This is a genomic window from Flavobacterium sp. (assembly GCF_013822155.1).
Taxonomy (GTDB): domain Bacteria; phylum Bacteroidota; class Bacteroidia; order Flavobacteriales; family Flavobacteriaceae; genus Flavobacterium.
This window is the reverse complement of the sequence record NZ_PNJW01000014.1, coordinates 18,621-36,152: the sequence shown is the minus strand read 5'-3', so window position 1 is coordinate 36,152 and position 17,532 is coordinate 18,621. Positions and strand designations below refer to the sequence as shown.

16 protein-coding genes are annotated in these 17,532 nt (G+C 35.0%); 8 read left to right on the top strand and 8 right to left on the bottom strand.

What is annotated here, in order from left to right:
- The first annotated feature begins 12 nt into the window (after positions 1-12).
- The 7 genes from C0512_RS05620 to C0512_RS05590 all read left to right on the top strand — a co-directional run bounded on the left by C0512_RS05620 (position 13) and on the right by C0512_RS05590 (position 9,254).
- On the top strand, positions 13-1,086 hold the full coding sequence (locus tag C0512_RS05620) for a type II asparaginase (RefSeq protein ID WP_290859606.1): 1,074 nt from the start codon (positions 13-15) through the stop codon (positions 1,084-1,086).
- Between the two features lie 15 nt (positions 1,087-1,101).
- Positions 1,102-2,289: a porin gene (locus tag C0512_RS05615; protein WP_290859604.1), complete on the top strand. Its 1,188-nt coding sequence runs from the start codon at positions 1,102-1,104 to the stop codon at positions 2,287-2,289.
- 98 nt (positions 2,290-2,387) lie between these two features.
- Positions 2,388-3,773 carry a DASS family sodium-coupled anion symporter gene (locus C0512_RS05610; protein ID WP_290859603.1) on the top strand — a complete coding sequence of 462 codons (1,386 nt, stop codon included), beginning with the start codon at positions 2,388-2,390 and terminating at the stop codon, positions 3,771-3,773.
- A gap of 478 nt (positions 3,774-4,251) precedes the next feature.
- Positions 4,252-5,379, top strand: a complete 1,128-nt coding sequence (locus C0512_RS05605) for a DcaP family trimeric outer membrane transporter (protein ID WP_290859601.1) — start codon at positions 4,252-4,254, stop codon at positions 5,377-5,379.
- Positions 5,380-5,401: 22 nt separating this feature from the next.
- The gene (locus C0512_RS05600) at positions 5,402-6,208 is read left to right on the top strand and encodes a carbonic anhydrase family protein (protein WP_290859599.1); all 807 of its coding nucleotides are present in this window, start codon (positions 5,402-5,404) and stop codon (positions 6,206-6,208) included.
- A 234-nt stretch (positions 6,209-6,442) separates the two neighbouring features.
- The gene (locus tag C0512_RS05595) at positions 6,443-8,821 is read left to right on the top strand and encodes an arylsulfatase (RefSeq protein WP_290859597.1); all 2,379 of its coding nucleotides are present in this window, start codon (positions 6,443-6,445) and stop codon (positions 8,819-8,821) included.
- Between the two features lie 37 nt (positions 8,822-8,858).
- Positions 8,859-9,254, top strand: a complete 396-nt coding sequence (locus C0512_RS05590) for a hypothetical protein (protein WP_290859595.1) — start codon at positions 8,859-8,861, stop codon at positions 9,252-9,254.
- Positions 9,255-9,344: 90 nt separating this feature from the next.
- Here C0512_RS05590 and C0512_RS05585 read toward each other — a convergent pair whose 3' ends face one another.
- From C0512_RS05585 to der, 6 genes are all read right to left on the bottom strand, one after another.
- Positions 9,345-9,812 carry a hypothetical protein gene (locus C0512_RS05585; RefSeq protein WP_290859593.1) on the bottom strand — a complete coding sequence of 156 codons (468 nt, stop codon included), beginning with the start codon at positions 9,810-9,812 and terminating at the stop codon, positions 9,345-9,347.
- Between the two features lie 286 nt (positions 9,813-10,098).
- Complete coding sequence (locus tag C0512_RS05580; RefSeq protein WP_290859591.1) at positions 10,099-11,337, bottom strand: DUF6515 family protein; 1,239 nt, start codon at positions 11,335-11,337, stop codon at positions 10,099-10,101.
- Between the two features lie 27 nt (positions 11,338-11,364).
- Positions 11,365-12,093: a DUF2092 domain-containing protein gene (locus C0512_RS05575; protein WP_290859589.1), complete on the bottom strand. Its 729-nt coding sequence runs from the start codon at positions 12,091-12,093 to the stop codon at positions 11,365-11,367.
- A 23-nt stretch (positions 12,094-12,116) separates the two neighbouring features.
- Positions 12,117-12,707 (bottom strand): DUF4136 domain-containing protein, encoded by a 591-nt coding sequence (locus C0512_RS05570; RefSeq protein ID WP_290859588.1) that lies wholly within the window; start codon positions 12,705-12,707, stop codon positions 12,117-12,119.
- A gap of 152 nt (positions 12,708-12,859) precedes the next feature.
- Positions 12,860-13,294 carry a hypothetical protein gene (locus C0512_RS05565; RefSeq protein ID WP_290859586.1) on the bottom strand — a complete coding sequence of 145 codons (435 nt, stop codon included), beginning with the start codon at positions 13,292-13,294 and terminating at the stop codon, positions 12,860-12,862.
- An 89-nt stretch (positions 13,295-13,383) separates the two neighbouring features.
- Positions 13,384-14,694: a ribosome biogenesis GTPase Der gene (der, locus tag C0512_RS05560; protein ID WP_290859585.1), complete on the bottom strand. Its 1,311-nt coding sequence runs from the start codon at positions 14,692-14,694 to the stop codon at positions 13,384-13,386.
- 174 nt (positions 14,695-14,868) lie between these two features.
- Between der and C0512_RS05555 the strand changes: the two genes are divergently transcribed.
- Positions 14,869-15,363: a hypothetical protein gene (locus C0512_RS05555; protein WP_290859584.1), complete on the top strand. Its 495-nt coding sequence runs from the start codon at positions 14,869-14,871 to the stop codon at positions 15,361-15,363.
- A 19-nt stretch (positions 15,364-15,382) separates the two neighbouring features.
- Here C0512_RS05555 and C0512_RS05550 read toward each other — a convergent pair whose 3' ends face one another.
- Positions 15,383-16,393, bottom strand: a complete 1,011-nt coding sequence (locus C0512_RS05550; RefSeq protein ID WP_290859583.1) for a DUF481 domain-containing protein — start codon at positions 16,391-16,393, stop codon at positions 15,383-15,385.
- A gap of 129 nt (positions 16,394-16,522) precedes the next feature.
- On the bottom strand, positions 16,523-17,407 hold the full coding sequence (era, locus tag C0512_RS05545) for a GTPase Era (protein ID WP_290859582.1): 885 nt from the start codon (positions 17,405-17,407) through the stop codon (positions 16,523-16,525).
- Between the last annotated feature and the right edge of the window lie 125 nt (positions 17,408-17,532).

Here is a 17,532-nt window from a genome sequence, read left to right as displayed (position 1 = left end):
AAATTAAACCTAATGAAAACAAATGTAAATTTTATAAAAAAAATGACATTCTTGTTCATCCTTTCATTCAGCATGTTGGGATTTGCACAAGATAAAAAGTTACCAAATGTTGTGGTATTAGCAACAGGAGGCACAATTGCAGGAGCAGGAGCCAGTTCAACCGGTTCTGCTTACACATCCGGTCAAGTAAAAATTGATGCAATGATTGATGCCGTTCCAAACATTAGAAAATTAGCCAATTTAAGAGGTGAACAAATCGCCAACGTAGGTTCGCAAGACATGAGTGTAAAAGTATGGCTGGACTTAGCCAACAGAATCAATGAACTTTTAGCAACCAAAGACGTGGATGGCATCGTTATTACACACGGAACTGACACCCAAGAAGAAACGGCTTATTTTTTGACACTCGTAGTTAAAAGCGACAAACCGGTTGTTTTAACGGGCTCTATGCGTCCATCAACCGCTTTAAGTGCTGAAGGTCCGCTAAACTTATATAACGCAGTAGCATTAGCCGCTCATCCTGACGCTAAAGGTTATGGTGTAATGGTAGTAATGAATGACGAGATACATTCTGCTCATGATGTTAAAAAAATGATTACTACTCCGGTTCAAACGTTTCAATCGCCTCAAGAAGGCTTAATTGGTACCGTTATTTTTGGTGAAACATTGTTTTTCCATAAACCACATGGATTGAATACAACCAAAAGTGAATTTTCTGTAAACGGAATCAAATCATTGCCAAGAGTAGATATTTTATATGCTTGTGCTGACTCCTCTGCGGACTTAGTAGATTTAATGGTTAAAGCCGGAGCGAAAGGAATTATCATTGCAGGTGTTGGTGACGGAAACATGAATACAGCAACTTTGGAGGCCGTTAAAAAAGCAACCAAAGCAGGCGTGCCCGTAGTGAGAGCTTCCCGTGTTCCTATCGGAGCGGTTTTAATTAAAGGGGAAATTGTTGACGAAGATTACGGAACTGTTTCTTCAGACGAATTAAACCCTCAAAAAGCCAGAATTCTTTTGATGCTTGCTTTATTAAAAGAAAGAAGTAGAGAAGAATTACAAAAATTGTTTATCAATTATTAATTTAATCGATACCAAATGAACTATTCAAATAAAATAATTTGGGTTGTTTGGTTTCTACTGTTTCCTATGATGCTTTTTTCACAAAAAAAAGAGCAACAAACAGGTGATACGATTCAATATAAAACATTGATACCGGAAACCAAACAAGGGCTTTTAAAAAACATGAGCATGATTGCCAATATGCGTTTTGCAGAACGAAATGAATTTATTGATGGCGATTATACCCAATCCCGTTTTGTAAATGAGCAATTCCGACTTGAATTTCGTGGAATGGTGCATGAAAAAGTGTATTTCCGTTTCCGTGACCGATACACCCGTTCGCAAGACCCACAATCGATTGACAACTTGAGTCGTTCCACAGATTTAGCCTATATTCGGGTTGATATTTCTGAAAAATTCAATATCTCGGCAGGTAAAATGTGTGCCGATTGGGGTGCGTATGAGTTTGATTATAATCCAATTGATATCTACGAATATTCAGATATTATTGAATATGCCGATAACTTTTTAACAGGCGTTGGAGCCAGTTATAAATTTCACCCGAAACACCAAGCTACGATTCAAGTGTTAGATTCCAGAACAAAAACTTTTGAAGAATTGTATGGACAACAACCCAACATCACCGAATCAAAAGCTCCATTAGCATTTATTGCGAATTGGAGAGGTAGTTTTTTTGATGGAAAATTCAATACTATTTGGTCGTATGCCATCCATAACGAAGCTGAAAAAACCAATATGAATTACATTGCCTTAGGTAATCAATTAAAATTTAACAAGTTTACGATTGAATACGATTTTAAATGGAGTTCCGAAGATTTAGATCGAACCGGCATCATTAGTGAAACTGTACCGGATGATTTGTATCCTTATGCTTTAGAAAATACTTTATATATTGGTCATTGGTTGCACATCTACTATCGATTGAATGCAAAATGGAATTTTGCCTTTGTGGGAATGTACGATACAGCCGATTGGAAAGCAGATGGAATTCCTAACAAAACAGAAGATCGTTTCAGAACAGCTTTAGGTTTTATTCCAACGGTTGAATACTATCCATTTGAAAATTTGAATCTTCGTTTTTACATCAACTACGTAGGTAGAGATTATGACTATTCGGATTATGCCACAAGTTCAACTGGTGCGACCGATTATTCAACCGGACGAATAGCGATTGGATTTGTATCTCCTTTAGGAATATTTTAAAACAACAAATACCTCATTCAAAAATTTAAACTGAACAGAAATTAAAATAGCACGTTTTAAATCTGTTCAGTTTTCATTTATAATCAAATTTCAAGCATATGAAACCAGCTGCATCACAATCGTTCTATGCAACAAATAAAAATATAATCAATTTTATACTTTCATTAGTAATCGCATTGGTTGTAACATTTCTTGTAAAGGAACCTGAATTCACACAAGCACAAAATGATGTATTATTTTTACTTGTTTTCTCTGTTTTATTATGGCTGACAGAAGCTGTTTCTCCTTTTTCTGTGGGATTATTTATCATCGCTTTTTTAGTGTATAGCCTAGGATTTGATGTGTTCACGGATAAACCTCAAGACATATCCGTTTTTGCCAACACCTTTTCGAGTTCGGTCATCTGGTTGCTTTTGGGTGGCTTTTTCTTAGCATCGGCTATGACCAAAACAAAGCTGGATGAAGATTTAATCAACATGACACTTAAAATCTGCGGAACCAACCCAAAATGGATATTATTTGGATTGATGACCGTAACCATGATTGCTTCCATGTTAATTTCGAACACGGCAACAACTGCCATGGTTGTAGCTTCTTTAATTCCACTAATTAATAAACTAGGAAAGGAATCAAAAACAGGCAAAGCCTTGCTCTTAGGAATTCCAATTGCCGCTACAACCGGAGGAATGGGAACCTTGATTGGAACTCCACCCAATGCCATAGCTGTTGGAGCTTTAAACAACGTGGGCATTTCAATGGAATTTATAAATTGGTTAAAATTTGGATTACCTGTTGCAATTCTTTTAACCTTCATTAGTTGGTGGGTTCTTGTCAAATTGTTTATGAAAGTTATTGAACCGATTGAAAATGAATCAAGCACCGCTAAAAAAGGTACTGATTCCCAATTAAAGTTACAACGTAATATAGTAATTGGAGTTTTGATTGTAACACTCATCATGTGGTTGAGTAGTCCGCTTCACGGAATAAAAGCAGCAGCTGTTTCTGCCATACCATTAGTAGTTTTAACTTTAACCGGAGTTTTAAAAGGAGAGGATATTCGTAAAATGGGTTGGGACACGCTACTTTTAGTTGCGGGTGGATTATCATTAGGAATCGGACTCCAAGAAACCGGATTATTATCAATCTATGCTGAAAGAATTGCCACGATAAATGTTTCCGACACTGTGTTCTTATTAATTTTAGCTTACGCGACCATGTTGTTTTCTAACATTATGAGTAATACGGCAACGAGCACGGTTTTAATACCTTTGGGAATGGCTATTTTACCGAACATGCAATTGGAAGTTGCCATGATTATCGGATTGTCTGCCTCTACTGCATTGTTTCTTCCCGTTTCAACACCACCCAATGCAATTGTTTACAGTACCGGGTTGATTGAACAAAAAGACTTGCGTTTAGGCGGCACTTTAATTGGATTATTTGGCCCTGCATTGATTGTGCTTTGGGTATTATTGGTGTCATAAAAACAATTAAATAACTTTAAAAGACACTCTCAATTTAGGGTGTTTTTTATTTCGATCTTCAGGTAAATAGTTTCAAACATTGAAATCATTATAAATGACTGCAGGATTAAAAACATTGTGATTTGTTTAGGCAGGACGATATAAAATTCTTAAAACACATTAATGATGAATACAAATACAAAAAAAAGATATTCTATTATCATTTATAGCACAATGTATTATTAAGATTAGTTGCAATAATTAGTGATATAAATAGTCTTATACATTTAAATTTTAGCAGATGATTTACTTATTCGATTAAGAATGATACAACACATTTTTAATAAGTATAGCTTTTAAAAAATATTAAATTTTATCTAAAAATTAACAAAAAAAACATTAATTTAGCTAATCCGTAAACTTTTCAATAAAGTAGATAATCTTTTTGTTCAGGTAATTTTTTGTCATATAAGTGTACTATTTTAACTATTTTAATCCTATGAAAACATCAAAATTTTATTTTACCCTAATTTCATTCCAATTTATTACTTGTACTTTATCTGCACAAACTCTGACAGAGGATGCAACACAATTTTCTCTGTATGGATTTGGACGCACAACCTTGGTTTGGGATGACCAAGAATTAGGCAGAAGTGATTTATTTGTCCCTGCCAATATCAAAGTCGATGCAACTAAAAACCCTAATTTTTTCATGGGGGCTAAACAATCCCGAATAGGACTAGATATTAAGCATAAATTAGGTGAAGAAATATTATTAATAAAGATAGAAGGAGATTTTCATAATGATGCAACAGATGCAACAGGTTTATTTCGAATGCGTCATGCTTATGCAAATTATAAATTTGTAATGGTTGGAATGACATGGAGTAACTTTTTTGATGAAGAGGTTAATCCCACAACAGTTGATTTTGAAGGCCCCAACAGTTCAACCTTGTCAAGAACACCACAAGTTCGTTTTTCTACTTACAAATCAAAAAATGTTCTCTCAGTTTCTTTAGAAAATCCAACGGAATCAATAACATTAGGCGGAGGAATTAAAACATTGTCAGAACGTTTTCCGGATGTAATTGGAGCCTATCGAATCAATGGCTCGTTTGGATTTATAAAAGCTGCAGCTTTGTTCAGAGAGATACGTTATGAAAGTGATGAAGCTCGAAGCCTTTATGGATATGGAGCTACAGTAATGTCTTCAATAAAAGTTGGAGCAAAAGATAAAATAAAGTTCCAAGGTGTGATGGGTACCGGTGTTTCAAGGTATATTCAGGGAGCCAGTGGACTAAACTATGATGCCATCTACAATGGAACTAACGAATTAGAAGCTTTGCAAATGGCCGGATTGAATTTTACTTATCAACATTATTGGAAAGATCATGTGTATTCTTCTTTAACAGGTGGTTTGTTAAATGTTGAAGAAAACGATAATTTAACTGCATCAGATTATCAATCAAGCTACTACGGTTCGATTAATTTATTTTGGGATGCAGTAAAAAACCTAACTTTTGGTGTTGAAGCCCTGGTTGGTGAACGTATTAATGTTGACGATAGTTCCGGAACTGCTTTCCGTTTTCAGATGAATGCAACTTATAAATTTAATAAATTATTTTAATAACATCTAAACAAGAATAACTATGAATTTACAATTAAGAACACTGATTATTGGCCTCACTGCATTACTAATGAGCTGTGGACAAAACAAGCAAGAAGCAACTCCCGAAACTCCTGAAAATGCTAATGAAGTCAATGCGACAGCTCCCGATGCGGAAACAAAAAAACTGCAAGGTTATATTTTACCGGGACTGGATCACGGATTTGAACAATCGCCGGTAAATATTATCTCTAGTACTAATACTGATGGTAAGCATGAGATAACCTTATATTTCAAGGATGAAATTAACAAAATCGAAAATTTGGGACATACGGTTCAATTAGATTTTGCTGAAGGCAGTACCATCACTCAAGATGATACCCTATTCGCTTTCAAGCAATGCCATTTTCACACACCATCAGAGCATTTAATTGACGGAATGACCTATCCGATGGAAATGCATATTGTGAACATTATGCCAAATGAAGATAAAAATGCAACACCTCAATATTTGGTAATTGGTGTTTTATTTAAAGAAGGAAAAGAAAATAAGTTCATTGCAGATTTCCTAAATGCCATCCCTAAAGATGAAAAAGGCACTGCAGATTTAAAAGCTGGAAAAGTTACACTACATGATTTATTTGGAAACATTCCTAAAAACTTAAAAGGTGCTTTTTACAATTACCGCGGTTCATTAACTACACCTCCCTACACTGAAACCGTTCGTTGGTATATTACTAAACACATCTTTGAAGCCTCTGCTGCACAAATTGAAGCAATTAATAAAATTGAAGGAAATAATGCTCGTCACGTTCAAGCATTATACGGTCGAACAATATCAAAAAATTAATTAGAAATTGTTAAAATTTGAATGAAGTAATGAAATTAGAAAAACTTCTGAATTCACGTTCAGAAGTTTTTATTTCATATTTAACTATCATTAAATAAGTGGTTTGAATTAAATTTATGTTTTTAAATCAATCTCTTCAAATAATAATAAATAATTTTTTTTAGAACATAAAAAATTTCAATCTCTTAGAAAAGCTGATACACTTAATTCACTAACCACTTAAAAAAATCAATTATGAAGATAATTCACAAACTACCTTTACTTCTTCTTCTTGGAATAAGTTTTTTTAGTTACGCACAAAAGGGAAAGGAAACCACTGATGCAAAAAAACAAACGTACACCATTGACAGAACATCCTTGCCGGTAAAAGAACCGTCCTATCCAAAAGAAACCATCTTAGATGCACGTCAAGCAAAAGCACCTAGTCGTTTTGAAGTAAACGCTCCTGAAAAAGCACCCAATGTGGTGGTTGTTTTAATTGATGACCAAGGTTATGGCACCTCTGCTGCATTTGGAGGTAAAGTAAACGAACCAACTTTGGAAAAATTAGCTAATAATGGATTAAAATACAATCGATTTCATACAACCTCATTGTGTTCACCCACACGTGTTGCTTTGCTTACCGGAAGGAACCATCATTTAAATAATGCAGGAGCAGTTATGGAATTAGCTACTGCATTTCAAGGAAATTCAGGAGTTCGACCAAACTCGGTTGCACCATTAGCTGAAATGTTACGATTAAATGGATATAGTACAGCCGCTTTTGGAAAATATCACGAAACTGCACCTTGGGAAGTTTCTGTTTCAGGACCTTTTGACCGTTGGCCAACTCGCTCAGGATTTGATAAATTTTACGGTTTTATAGGAGGTGAAACAAATCAATGGGCTCCCGCAGTCTATGATGGAATCACAAGAGTTGAAGTGCCTAAAGACCCTAATTATCATTTTACTACCGACATGACGAATCAGGCCATCAACTGGGTAAATGCTCAACAAAGTTTGACTCCTGACAAACCTTTTTATATGTATTTTGCACCTGGAGGAACACATGCTCCTCATCATGCACCAAAAGACTTCATAGAAAAGTATAAGGGGAAATTTGACCAAGGTTGGGACAAATACCGTGAGGAAACTTTTGAAAAACAAAAAGCTTTGGGAATCATTCCGAAAAATGCGGAGTTAACCCCTCGTCCCAACGAAATTCCTGCATGGAATTCTTTGACACCAACGCAACAAAAATTATTTGCAAGACAAATGGAAGTTTTTGCCGGTTTTGCTGAACACACTGATTATGAAGTAGGTCGATTAGTTCAATCTTTAGAAGAAATGGGAGAATTAGACAACACCTTATTTATTTACATCGCTGGAGATAATGGTGCAAGTGCAGAAGGCGGGTTGGAAGGTTCCTATAATGAGTTAATGGCGTTAAACGGCATACCCGGCAAGGCTGAACAAATGATGGGACATCTCGAGGATTGGGGTGGCCCGGAAACTTTCCCCCATTTTTCTGTAGGTTGGGCACATGCTTGTAATACTCCCTATAAATGGGCAAAACAAGTGGCTTCACATTTTGGCGGCACAAGAACTGGAATGGTGGTACATTGGCCAAAAGGTATTCAAGCAAAATCTGGGATACGTTCGCAGTTTACCCATGTAACAGATCTAGCACCTACCATCTTAGAAGCTGCAGGTTTACCTTTTCCTAAATCTGTAAATGGCACCGAACAAATTCCATTTAGTGGCACATCCTTTATGTATTCAATGGACAACGAAAAAGCTCCTGAAAAGCATACTACGCAATACTTTGAAATGTTTGGAAATCGCGGCATCTATCACAATGGATGGGTTGCATGCACACGCCATTCAATTCCTTGGGTTATGGGTGCAACACTACCTGCTTTAAAAGACGATGTTTGGGAATTATATAATGTAAACGACGATTTTACGCAAAATATCGATCTTGCCGCTAGTAATCCTAAAAAACTAAAAGAATTACAGGATATTTTCAACCAAGAAGCTATTAAAAATAATGTTTTTCCTATTGATGATCGTCGTGCAGAACGATTTAATGCTGAAATAGCAGGACGACCGGATGTTATGGGCAGTCGAAAATCTTTAACATTGTACGAAGGGATGACAGGAATTATGGAAAATGTGTTTATCAACATTAAAAATAAAAATTATACCATCACTTCTGAAATTGAGTTAAAGGATGCTGCTACAAACGGTGTTATTATTGCTCAAGCAGGTCGTTTTGGCGGTTGGTCACTATACATGAAAGAAGGAAAAGCATGTCACGAATATAATTTCTTTGGATTAGAACGCACCAAAATAGTTTCTCCAAATATACTTACAGCCGGGAAACACACAATTAAATATGAATTTATTGCTGATTCTCCCAAACCTGCTGCAGGAGGCAAATGTATTTTATATATTGATGGTGAAAAAGTAGCCGAAACTCAAATACCGAAAACAATCCCATTTGTATACTCCGCAGATGAAGGTGTTGATGTTGGTATGGATAATGAAACAAGTGTTTCGAATGATTATAAAGAGGGAGACAACAAATTTACGGGTAAAATAAAAAAAGTAACTGTTGATCTCAGTAAATAGCAATCATAAAAGAAGTTTGATAGATAGAAATTGATTTATGAAAAAATTCTTAACAGTAAGTTCGTTTTTAGAGGGTACCACTGGTATAGCATTACTTTCAAAACCATCAATTGTAATTTCACTTTTACTCGGGGCTCCATTAGTGGAGCCTCTGGGTATTATGATCACTAGGATTGCTGGTGCAGCTTTATTTTCAATTGCCCTTGTATGCTGGTTTTTAAGAAAAAACAATAGTGCTTTAGGATTACTAACAGCTTTATTATTCTACAATATAGTTTCCTCACTTTTACTAAGCTATGCCGGGTTTTATGAAAATCTAATGGGAATAGTCTTGTGGCTTGCTGTAGTAACACATATTGGATTAGCTTTTTGGTGTGTGATGTTACTTTTGAGAACAAGAAATAACGTATACCATACTCGCAACAAAGAATAAAATTAAATACTTTCAAGTGAATATTAGAAGCATAAAAAAAGCTAACGATTAAATAAACCGTTAGCTTTTTTATTGTAATAATTTGATTTATTATTTCAATTCATCAATCATTGGAATACTTTCTGAAAGTTCGGTACGAACCATATTTTCTAAATACAATTCTAATTGGTAAAATTTAGCAGCTGTTTTTGGAGATAATGCTTTTGACATTTTTTTATAGGTTTTCTCCCAAAGAGCATCAAATTCTTTGTGTACTTCCATGGATACTTTCACCATGTTTTGAACATTCTCATCGGTAATTGCATCATATTTTTTGGCATATTCCAAGATATTATTAGCTCTTTTTGTACCAATAGCTTTACGAGCTACTTCATATTCTTCATACAATTTCCAAAATGTTGCCGATTGAGCTTCGCTAACATCCATAAATTTAGCTACAAGCTCTCTTTTTTGCATTCCATAAGCACTTTGTAAAATTGAAATTTCGTCTTTAGACTGTTGAGCATACGTAGACATTGTAAAGATTGCAAACAGAGCAATCACCATCATTTTTTTCATAATTTAAATAATTTAAAGGGTTAAGTAATAAAATAATACAAATGAAATGATTTTATAATTTCATCATAAATTTACAAAAAAATACCTTGAACGATGTTCTTTTAAAATACTTTTTTTAAAAAATTATTCAATTATTTCATATCAAAAGTATAGTTATAAACGTTCAAAAGAAATACTTATAAAACTTGAATTTTAAGTAATATAAAGTTTAACAGTTTCGTATTAGTTTTTTAAAAAAACATCGACCTAATTATAGATCGATGTTTATCATAAAGTATGTTCAAACTTATTTCTGTTTGCTTTCTTCTGCTTTTTCAACATTCACTACTTCATACATGTCCTTACCATCTTTTTTGATGGGTTGGTAGTAAGTTTTACCCACTTGAACATAGGTTACCTCACCAATTTTAACTTCTTCTCCACCTTCCGGTAAATTTTCTACAACGGTACCGGCTGTTGGTGGAACCACAACATATTCATCCCCTTTTTTCTCGTAGTAAGTTCCTGCATAATAATAATTATTGGTGGTTTCATTTACCACAACAGTCTGTGCTTCTTTTGGCAATGCTTTTACGGAAACACCGGCAGGAGCTTCTACCACCGTATAACCTCCATCCGATTGAATATAATAAACCCCATTGTCATAATAATACTGTTGACTTTGAGAATTAACAACAATGGCAGTTACTGCTATTGTAGCTACAAAGAACCCCCAAGGATGATAATATGGCCCATAGAAATAAGGGTGATAAGGATGATAATAATAAGGGTGGTAACAATAATAATGAAACCCACCATAAGCATAAGGCGGACGATAATAAGGCATCGTATTAGGTCGTCCATAATAATTATTTTGAATATTTATATTTACATTTGTGTTCCCATTTCCTCTACCTCCGTTAATATTATTATTGTTATTATTATTCCCATTCCCTCTGCCTCCATTGATATTGTCTTTTGTACGATCACTTGTTCCGGCACTTGGTTTATTTCTATCACCGGATCCTGTGCTTGGTTTTGTTCGATCATTTGTACTAACACCCGGTTTACTTCCCGAAAGTTTATCGTTAGAAGTCCCTTTATTTCTTCCGCTGGTCGCTTCATTAGTACTTGGTTTTGAAGGTCTGTCGCCGGCTCTGTTTCCGGTATTATTCATAGACGAATTTCCGGCAGATGGATTATTGATACTTCTGTCAGGAGACTTATAGCTTCCTCCATTAATAGACTGTCTGTTAGAAGCTGAAGATGAACCTCCGTACGACGAACTCTGTCTAGTTGAAGCAGAACCGCCACCATACGATGAACTTTGTCTCGTTGAAGCTGAACCACCCCCATACGATGAACTTTGTCTTGTTGAAGCTGAACCACCTCCATAGGAAGAACTGGGTCTTGACATACTGGAAGAGGCTCTTCCACCGCCACCGCGTCCCATCCGCTGAGCTTCGGTAGTATAAACATTAACCAACAGTAAGGAAAAAAATACTGAAATTAGGGTTAAATAGGAAGTATGATTTGTTGATTTCATATCAGTTAAATTTTGTTAAACGTAAACTTATTTTCTAGGCAAAATGGATATCTTTTTTGCTTTGGGTGGGGTTTGAAATTTAAACATAGCATCGGGTAAAAACGGGTTGATATCCCAATTTGAAAAAGTAGCTTCATATTGTTTGGAATCTTTACCGGCAACTTCCATAATTAGCATTTTCACCGGCAAATTCAACGCATCATTCGCAATCCAAAATTGAACAATCATATCAGCTCTTTTAGCTATAATATAGAAACACTCTTTTCCTTCTAAAACACGCTTTCCAACATACTTCAAATCATCAAAATTGGTTAAAATATCATCCGTGAAAGTGGGCGAAAAGAAGTCGGCCGCCGGAAAATCTATTCCGTATTTATCATTCACCTCATTAATCATATCAAGTGTGTTTGATGGTGAATCAATAATCGCATAGTTGTTTTCTTCAAAGGAATAAAAAACTAAAGATTCTCCACTAAACCAAAAACCCCGATGTCCTTTATCACCATACGAATGAATTTGCATTTGACTCGGACCATTAAAATTAACTTGACTTTCTGAAAATTTTGTAACTAACCCTAAATCTTGGTCCACTTCATCATTTCGAACTTTTAAAGTGAAACTGATAGAGGACAACTCCCCTATAACATCGCTCATTCTGTCAAAAATTCCCACGGCAATCGTGTCTGGTTTTTTCACTTGAGCATTGCCACTGAAGGGCATCAAACAGGCAACTAGGCCTAAAATTAAATTTCTCATAAATGAAATTTTTTTAAATATACTTACTTACTTTTTTTGGGTTCAGGCGGGAAACTTTCCATAATTTTTGAAACAGCATACCCTATAACTTTGGCAGGGTCACTTGGCTTAGTGTTTATTTCTGCTGTGCCGGTTCCTTCCCAAATTAATTTTTCTGATTTAGCTTCTAAAATATCAATCATTATTGTTCCGTCTCTGTAGTTATAGGTATTTACGGCAGCCGTATTTTCAACAGGATAACCCGTGCCATATCCATAGCCATACCCATATGCATAAGGACGATAATAACCCCCATATCCATAATATTCCGAAGAAACAGAAACCGCTTCTTTTTCAGTTAACACAGTAACTGCATTGATTAATAAATCCGGGTTGTCACTTGATTCCACAAACCCTTTTCCTTTCATTTCCAACACAATAGCGTTCACTAATCTGTCTGCGTTTACTTGACTTACTTCTCCCGTTGTTTTTAAATGATAAAAACTAAAGGTTTTATATTTTTTAAAATCAACTCCTTTGTCATAATCACTGGTCACTGAAATAGTGGAACCACAACGCACCGTTAAAAAAAACAAGAGGCTAATGATTCCAATTCTAATTACACTTCTAAGCATTTAAATTTATTTTTGGTTAAATTGGCTGATAATAGTATCTTATACCGTTAATCGAAGATAATAAAAATTATTATTTAATCTATAATTTATTTTAACTAAAAAAGGGTTTATTAATTAAATTAACAAACCCTTTTTAGCAAAGCTATTTTTAACTATTTATCAAAAACGTAGCGGATATTCAAACCAAAACCTCCGGCATCAAAATCTGTTTCTTCAACTATCCAAAAAGTTGGTCGATAATCCAATCCGATAGCAATTGGCACAGTATCGAAATGATATTCTATTCCAATCTCACCACTTACTCCCAGAAAAAAAGGATCGTCAATCAAGAGGGAAGGACCGAAACCAACATACCAATTAAAGTCGTCATCAATTGGTTTATAAATAAAATCCCAAAGAGCATCAACACCCAATCCGTCTCCAAAAGAAACATCGGCATGAATTCTACTGAATTCACCTAAACTAAAAACACCATCTACCGCCACATTATTACCGGTCATTTCGCCAAAACGAATACCAACTTCCTGTGCTGTAGTCTGATATAATCCTGATAGTAAAAAGACAAATACAATAAATAATTTCCTCATAAATTAAATTTTAAATAAAACAATAGCAATGAAACGCAATGATTTATAAAAAATTATTCTACTTGAAAAAAATTAATTTAGATGATTATCTATTTCTCTCTGATATAAATATCGATTGGTACTCCTGAAAAATCCCAGTTTTCACGGATTTTGTTTTCCAAAAAGCGTTTATAAGCTTCTTTTACATATTGTGGTAAGTTTGCAAAAAACACAAACTGAGGCGTTGGTGTTGGCAATTGCATACAATATTTAATCTTCACATATTTACCTTTTAAGGCCGGTGGCGGATAGGCTTCTATCAATTTCAACATAAAATCGTTGAACTTTGAAGTTGGAATCCGTTGTTTTCTGTTTTCGTATACTTTCACGGTTTCTTCCAATGCTTTCAACAAACGTTGTTTGGTCAAGGCAGAAACAAATAAGATGGTAACATCTGTAAACGGTTCTAATTCTTTTCTGATTTTAGCTTCATAATCTCGGGTAGACATAGTGTCTTTTTCCACCAAATCCCATTTATTCACTAAAATGATAATTCCTTTTCTGTTTTTAGCTGCCAACCAAAAAATACTTTGGTCCTGACCTTCAAAACCTCGGGTTGCATCCACCATTAAAATACACACATCACTGTGCTCAATAGCCCGAACAGATCGCATCACAGAATAAAATTCTAAATCTTCTTTCACTTTGGCTTTTCTTCGGATGCCGGCAGTATCTACTAAATTAAATTCAAAACCAAAACGATCATATTTTGTATCAATTGAATCACGGGTTGTTCCGGCAATATCCGTGACAATATACCTGTCAACACCAATTAAAGCATTGATAAAACTGGATTTTCCGGCATTGGGGCGTCCCACTACTGCAAAACGAGGCAACTCCAATTCCTCTTGTGTTGGCTCCGGTTTATTTGGAAAAACATTGATTAATTCATCTAACAACTCCCCAGTTCCGCTTCCGGAAGTACTGGAAATGGTAATATAATTTCCTAATCCCAAGTTATAAAATTCATATGCGTCTTTTTCACGCATGGCATTATCTACTTTATTTACTACCACAATGACCGGTTTGGTAATTTTGCGAAGCAATTTTGCAACCTCATCATCCATCGGCGTGATGCCTTCTTCTACATCTACTACAAACATTATCACATCGGCTTCATCAATAGCCAATTCAACCTGTTTCCGAATTTCCGCTTCAAAAATATCTTCTGAACCCTTGATGTATCCGCCGGTATCAATGACAGAGAATTCTTTTCCATTCCACTCACTTTTGCCATAATTACGGTCACGGGTGACTCCACTTACTGAATCAACAATCGCTTCTCTTCGTTTGATTAAACGGTTAAAAAGGGTTGATTTCCCTACATTTGGTCTTCCTACAATGGCTACAATAGTACTCATACTTCAATTTTCTAATATTTTGCAAAGGTAGTTTTTTTGTTTGAACTATCGGACGTAAACTTATAAGGATGTTTCTTTTAGCTTTTATCCGGCTATTTTCAAAAATATAACCGTTGTTTTCCCGTTTTCAGTTATTATTTGTAAATTAGTGTTTTAAATTAATTTTTCCGTGCCATGGAATTAGAAGACCAATTACCCTTACGGTATCGATTTGAAAAAGTAGTAACCAAATCATACGATGACATTCTGAGCAGTTGTGAACAATTGAAAGAAACAGTCGAACCTGATTATAAAATTAAAATCTCGGGACACCACATTTGGTTGCACATTGGCATGTTACATCGCGAAAAGCATTCGCCCCACTTGCATTTGGAAATCGAAAAAATGGAAGACGGCAATACTTCCGTTCGTGGATTATATGGTCCTGACCCGGTTCTATGGACCATGTTTATGTTTTTACACTTTGTCGTAGCCGGAATATTTGTGATATTTTCGATGATTGCTTTTTCAAAATGGTCTCTTAATCAATCTTTCGGTTTTGATTTACTGGTTATGTTTGCCATGGTAAACATCTGGTTTCTATTGTATTTTATTGCTCGTTTAAATAGAAAAAAAGGACTGAATCAAGCAAGAGAATTGGAAGTTTTAATGGAACGGATTTTAGAGTAAAGTAAAACCAGTTCCCTTTTTATTTAATTTCCCAACCAAAACCCGTTGAAAACACATAGTCTGTTTTAACAGCACCTGCGGCAGGTTGATTGTCAAAATTGACTTGTACTTCTGTTTTAAAATAAAAATCGAATGGTAGATCGTATTTAAATCGGAAATTTGCATCGGTTCGAAACCTACCACTTTCTGACAAACTGGGAAACCCTACAGCTGAGACATATAACTCGATTTTTTTAAAATTAAACATATTGAATTCAGTAATTAAAAACGCTTCGGTAGAAGTTTTATCAGTACTGGAATCTTCGTATTTTTCAATATTGTAAGTCAAACCTGTCCCAACTAAAAAATACAACTGATTATTTCTAGCCAAGTAATTTCCGGCTCCTAAACTGGGTACAAATCGTCCTTTTAAAGATTGACTCGTATTGGACAAAAAAGAAAAATTAGAATTTACAAACCACTTCCTTTTCAAATACCTTTTACTATCCATCGACCAATCGGTGCGTTCAATATCTTCCACGTCGTCTTGGGATGTGAAAAGCTGATTGTATTCGGCTCGGTGAATCCATCTTTCACTATAATAACTTAAAGCTCCGGCAAAAGTAAACTGCTTGCTGTTATTCGTTTGCGTTAAATTAAACCCGAAATCAAAAGAACCTTTGAAATGATTCCAAAAGCCATCATCAATTTTCCGTAAAACAACAATTTCTTTTAAGAAAACTTCAATGGCAACGTTATTTTCTTGAGTAATTATGGCCTTATTCGGAGTTTCTGTTTTGACGTAACCATACATTCTAAATCCATTGGAAAGCACTACAGAATATTTATTTTCAAGCACTAACGACACTACTTTATCAAATTCTATGGCAAAATCTTTGTCGCTATAGGAAGTTTTAACGGTTAGAATATTATTGTTTAATTGTTTCAGCTCACCTACCATTACATCTTTGTTTTTAAAAGTAATCGTGTCCTTTTGTGCAAAAGCAGACACGCAAAAAAATGCAATGAATAGATTCAGATAGACTCTCATTAGTTGACAACGGATAAACTGTTCAATTTGTAAATTAAAATTAAACTATTTGTCGCAATTAGACTAATTATTTACTTATAAATAATACTGCTGTTAGGAAACAACATGAGTGAATAATGAAGAAGAATTCTATTTCTGATTATAACCCAATCGTCGCAACTGAAACGCATTGCTACGCCAGTCTTTGCTGACTTTCACATACAATTCGATGTGAATTTGCTTACCGAAGAATTTTTCTAAATCGGCACGTGCTTGCATACCAACTCTTTTTAAAGCCTCTCCTTTGTGTCCGATGATGATTCCTTTTTGCGTATCGCGTTCAACCATAATGATGGAACGGATTCGGATGATCTTTTCATCTTCAATAAATTCTTCCGTTTCTACCTCAACAGCATACGGAATTTCTTTATCGTAGTTCAGTAAGATTTTCTCTCGAATGGTTTCGTTGACAAAAAAACGTTCGGGTTTATCCGTCAACATGTCTTTGGGGTAGTAAGGTGGTGATTCCGGAAGCAGTTCCAAAATACGATTAAAGACCTCTTTTACGTTGAAATTTTCTAAGGCAGAAATGGCCATTATTTCGGCATTCGGCACTTTTTCCTGCCACATAGCCACTTGTTCTTCCAATTGTTCTTGGTTAGATTTGTCAATTTTATTTAACAACAACAACACCGGAATATCGGAATGGATAATTTTATTAAAAAAAGCTTCGTCTTTTAATTCTTTCTCGCCAATTTCAACCATGTACAACAACACATCGGCATCTTCAAAGGCAGACTTTACAAATTGCATCATTGATTCCTGCATTTCGTAGGCCGGTTTGATAATTCCGGGAGTATCCGATAAAACTACTTGAAAATCTTCCCCATTCACAATTCCAAGAATTCGGTGACGAGTGGTTTGAGCTTTTGAAGTAATGATGGACAATTTCTCTCCGATGAAGGCATTCATCAAAGTTGATTTTCCAACGTTTGGATTTCCGATGATATTAACGAACCCTGCTTTGTGTGCCATGTGTATTATTTTTGCAAAGGTAAGTATTCCTTAGGAATGAAAAGCGATTTAAATAAATGAAGTAGTTTGAACTTGATTTTGCTTCCGTAAAGTCAATTGCTTTTATAAAAAAAATGGTTTTTCAT